Here is a 4,390-nt window from a genome sequence, read left to right as displayed (position 1 = left end):
TCGTCGTGGGCGATGTGCTCGGCGATCCCGGGTATTGGGTTGGGCAGGTGCGGCAGCCGGTCCGGTTCGCCGACGCCGTGCGGACCATGGCGGACGCGGACGTCACCACGCTGCTGGAGTTGGGACCGGACGGCGTGCTTACCGCGGCCGTCGACGATCTCGACGGGATCGCGGCCGTGGCGATGCTGCGGCGGGACCGGCCTGAGGCGGTCACCGCCGTGACCGCGCTGGGTCTGCTGCACGCCAGGGGCGTTCCGGTGGACTGGCGGGCGTTCTTCGCGGACAGCGGCGCCGGACGGGTCGCGTTGCCGACCTACCCCTTCCAGCGCGAGAGGTTCTGGCTCGACTCCGGGGCGGTCGCGGTTGACGCCGACGGCCTCGGCCTGACCGCGACCGGCCACCCGCTGCTGGGCGCCGCGGTGGACGTCGCCGACAGCGGTTCGGTGGTGTTCACCGGCAGGCTCGCGCTGGACACCCACCCCTGGCTCGCCGACCACGGGGTCCTCGGCGCGGACGCGGTGCTTCCCGGCACGGCCTTCGTGGAGTTGGCGGTCTGGGCAGGGCGGCGCCTCGACCTCGGCCGGGTCGACGAGCTGACCCTGGCCGCGCCGCTGTTGATCCCGGCGCGCGGCGGTGTGCACCTGCAGGTCGTCGTGGGCGCGTCGGACGAGGCCGACCGACGCGCGGTCGAGGTCTACGCCCGGCTCGACGGACGACCGTGGGTGCGCCACGCGAACGGTGTCCTCGCACCCGAGGAGGACACCGCACCGGAAGCGCTCACCGAGTGGCCGCCCGCGCCCGCGGCCGAGGTTGACCTCGCCGAGGTGTACGACGGGCTCGCCGAGCGCGGCTACGCCTACGGGCCCGCCTTCCAGGGGCTCCGACGCGCGTGGCGGACCGACTCGGCGGTGTTCGCCGAAGTCGCCGCCACGGTCGACGCGACCGGGTTCGTGCTGCACCCCGCCGTGCTGGACGCGGCGCTGCACGGGCTGCTGCTGCCCGGCGTCCTGCCGGATGGCGACCGACCCGCGCTGCCGTTCTCCTGGTCCGGAGTCGAGATCATTGAGCCGGGGGCGACCGCGCTGCGGGTGCGGTTGTCCCTCGACGGCCCGGGCGTGGTCTCGCTGGCGATCGCCGACGACACGGGCGCCCCGGTCGCCAGGGTGGCGTCGCTGGTCCTGCGGCCGGTGTCCCCGGAGTCGCTGCGCGCCGCGGACGGTCTTGACGGCCTCTTCGCCGTCGAATGGACCCGGATCAAGGTGTCCAACCCCGCCGACCACGAACTCGTGGTCGAGGACGTGCCCGCGCCGACCGCGCCGGACGTGGCCGCCGCCGTGCACGAGACGACCGCGCACGTGCTGGACCTTGTCCAGCGCACGCTCGCCGACGAGGCCCGGCCGAGGGTGGCCGTGGTGACCAGGGGCGCGGTCTCGGTCGATGGCTCCTCGCCCGCGCTCGCCCACACCGGGGCCTGGGGCCTGATGCGCTCGGCGCAGACCGAGAACCCCGACCGGTTCGTCCTGGTCGACACCGATGACGAAGACCGCTCGCACGCGGTGCTCGGCCGCGCCCTCGCCGCGGGCGAACCCCAGCTGGCGATCCGCGCGGGCGAGGTGTTCGTGCCCCGGCTGGTCCGCGAGAGCGGCGCGGCGGTCCCCGCGCCGGACTGGAGCCGCGGGCCAGTGCTGATCACGGGGGCCACCGGCGAGTTGGGCGGGGTGGTGGCCCGCCACCTGGTCACCGAGCACGGCGTCACCGACCTGCTGCTTCTCAGCCGCAGAGGGCCGGACGCGCCCGGCGCGGCGGAATTGCGCGCCGAGCTGACCGCACTCGGCGCCAAGGTCACCGTGGTGGCCTGCGACGTCGCCGACCGGGACGCGCTGGCCGCGGTCCTGACCGCCTACCCGGTGAGCGCCGTCGTGCACACGGCCGGTCTGCTCGACGACGGCGTCGTGGACTCGCTGACCGCCGCGCGACTCGCCGCCGTATTGCGGCCCAAGGTGGACGGCGCGTGGAACCTGCACGAACTGGTCGGCGAGACGGCGGCGTTCGTGGTGTTCTCCTCGATCGCGGGCGTCGTCGGCAGCGCCGGGCAGGCCAACTACGCGGCGGGCAACGCCTTCCTCGACGCGCTCGCCCAGCACCGCCGCGCCGCCGGGCTGCCCGCCGCCTCGCTGGCGTGGGGCATGTGGGCGTCCTCCGGCGGGATGACCGGCGACCTCGGCGAGGTCGACGTCCGGCGGATCACCCGCGCAGGCCTGCTGCCGCTGACCCCGGTTGAGGCGATGCGGCTGTTCGACGCGGCCATGACCTCCCCGACCGCCTCGCCCACTCTCACCAGGCTCGACCTCCCGGCGCTGCGGGCGAGCGGCGACACCCTCCCGGCGGTGTTCCGCGGCCTCGTGCCTGTTCGCCGCCGGGCCCAGACCGGCTCGCTGAAGCGCAGGCTCGCGGGCCTCACGCGGCAGGAGCGGGTGCGGGCGCTGGTCGACATCGTCCGCGCCCACGTCGCCTCGGTGCTGGGGCACGCCGATCACTCGGTGATCGACGCCGACCGCGCGTTCCAGGACCTCGGGTTCGACTCGCTGACCGCGGTGGAGCTGCGCAACCAGCTCAACGTGACCACCGGCCTGCGGCTGCCCACGACGCTGGTGTTCGATCATCCGACCCCCCTCGCCCTGGCCAGGCACCTCGACGCCGAGGTCCCCGGTGGGGAGAGCGCGGCGCCCCCGGTCGCCGTGGCCGCGGTGGACAGCGCGGAGCCGATCGCCATCGTCGGCATGGCGTGCCGCTACCCGGGCGGCGTCTCATCCCCGGCGGACCTGTGGAACCTCGTGGCAGGCGGCGGCGACGCGGTCTCCACGTTCCCCACCGGGCGCGGCTGGGCCGAGGACCTCTACGACCCCGACCCCGACCGCCGGGGCAAGAGCTACGTCCGCGAGGGCGGGTTCCTGCACGAGGCGGGGGAGTTCGACGCGGAGTTCTTCGGGATCTCCCCGCGCGAGGCGCACGCGATGGATCCGCAGCAGCGGCTGCTGCTGGAGACCGCGTGGGAGTCGGTGGAGAGCGCCGGGATCGACCCCTCGACCCTGCGGGGCGGCCGGACCGGGGTGTTCGCCGGAGTCATGTACCACGACTACGCCTCCCGCGTCCGCGAGGTGCCCGATGACCTTGAGGGTCTGCTGGCCAGCGGGAACGCGGGCAGTGTCGCCTCGGGCCGGGTCGCCTACACCCTCGGCTTCGAGGGGCCTGCGATCACCGTCGACACCGCGTGCTCGTCGTCGCTGGTGGCACTGCACCTGGCCGCGAACGCGCTGCGCCAAGGCGAGTGCGATCTCGCCCTGGCCGGTGGTGTGACGGTCATGTCCACCCCGACCGCGTTCGTGGAGTTCTCCCGCCAGCGCGGGTTGGCCGCCGACGGCCGGTGCAAGCCGTTCGCCGCCGCCGCGGACGGCACCGGCTGGTCGGAGGGCGTCGGGCTGCTACTGGTCGAGCGCCTCTCCGACGCCGAGCGCAACGGGCACACGGTGCTCGCGGTGCTGCGTGGTTCCGCAGTGAACCAGGACGGCGCGTCGAATGGCTTGACTGCCCCGAATGGTCCGTCGCAGGAGCGGGTGATTCGCCAGGCGCTGGCCAACGCGGGCCTGCGTCCGTCCGATGTGGACGTCGTGGAGGCGCACGGGACCGGGACGCCCCTGGGCGACCCGATCGAGGCGCGAGCCCTGTTGGCGACCTACGGCCAGGACCGGTCCGAGCCGCTGTGGCTGGGATCGCTCAAATCCAACCTGGGGCACACCCAGGCCGCCGCGGGGGTCGGCGGTGTGATCAAGATGGTCGAGGCCATGCGGCACGGCGTGCTGCCCCGCACCCTGCACGTGGACGAGCCGACCCCGCATGTCGACTGGGAATCGGGCGCGGTGGCGCTGCTCACCGAGCCGAGGGAGTGGGCCAAGGCCGGTCCCCGGCGCGCGGCGGTGTCCTCGTTCGGGATCAGCGGCACCAACGCGCACGTGATCATCGAGCAGGCGGCGCCCGCCGAGCGAGCGGAACCTGTCGCGCAGCCGGTGGTGCCGTGGGTGCTGTCGGCGAAGTCAGCCGACGCGCTCGCCGCCCAGGCAGCCCGCCTCGCCGCCTTCGCCGAGGAGACCGCAGCGCACCCGCTCGACGTCGGCTTCTCGCTCGCCACCGGGCGGACCGCCTTCGCGCACCGGGCCGCGGTGGTCGGCGCGGATCGCGCGACGCTCGTCGAAGGGCTGCGGTCGCTCGCCGCGCGCAAGGTCCGCGGCGGCGAGGTTGGGTTTTTGTTTACTGGTCAGGGTGCGCAGCGGGTGGGGATGGGGCGTGAGCTTCATGGGGCGTATCCGGTGTATGCGGAGGCGTTTGAGGTGGT

1 protein-coding gene is annotated in these 4,390 nt (G+C 74.4%); it reads left to right on the top strand.

Annotated elements, in window-relative coordinates:
• Positions 1–47: 47 nt before the first annotated feature.
• Positions 48–4,390: type I polyketide synthase (locus ACZ6SD_RS32790; protein WP_465320912.1), on the top strand; the 4,343-nt coding region annotated here is incomplete at its 3' end.

It is taken from the genome of Actinokineospora sp. NPDC051303 (assembly GCF_055586285.1).
The sequence above is the reverse complement of the archived record's forward strand: the minus strand, read 5'-3'. Positions and strand labels throughout refer to the sequence as shown.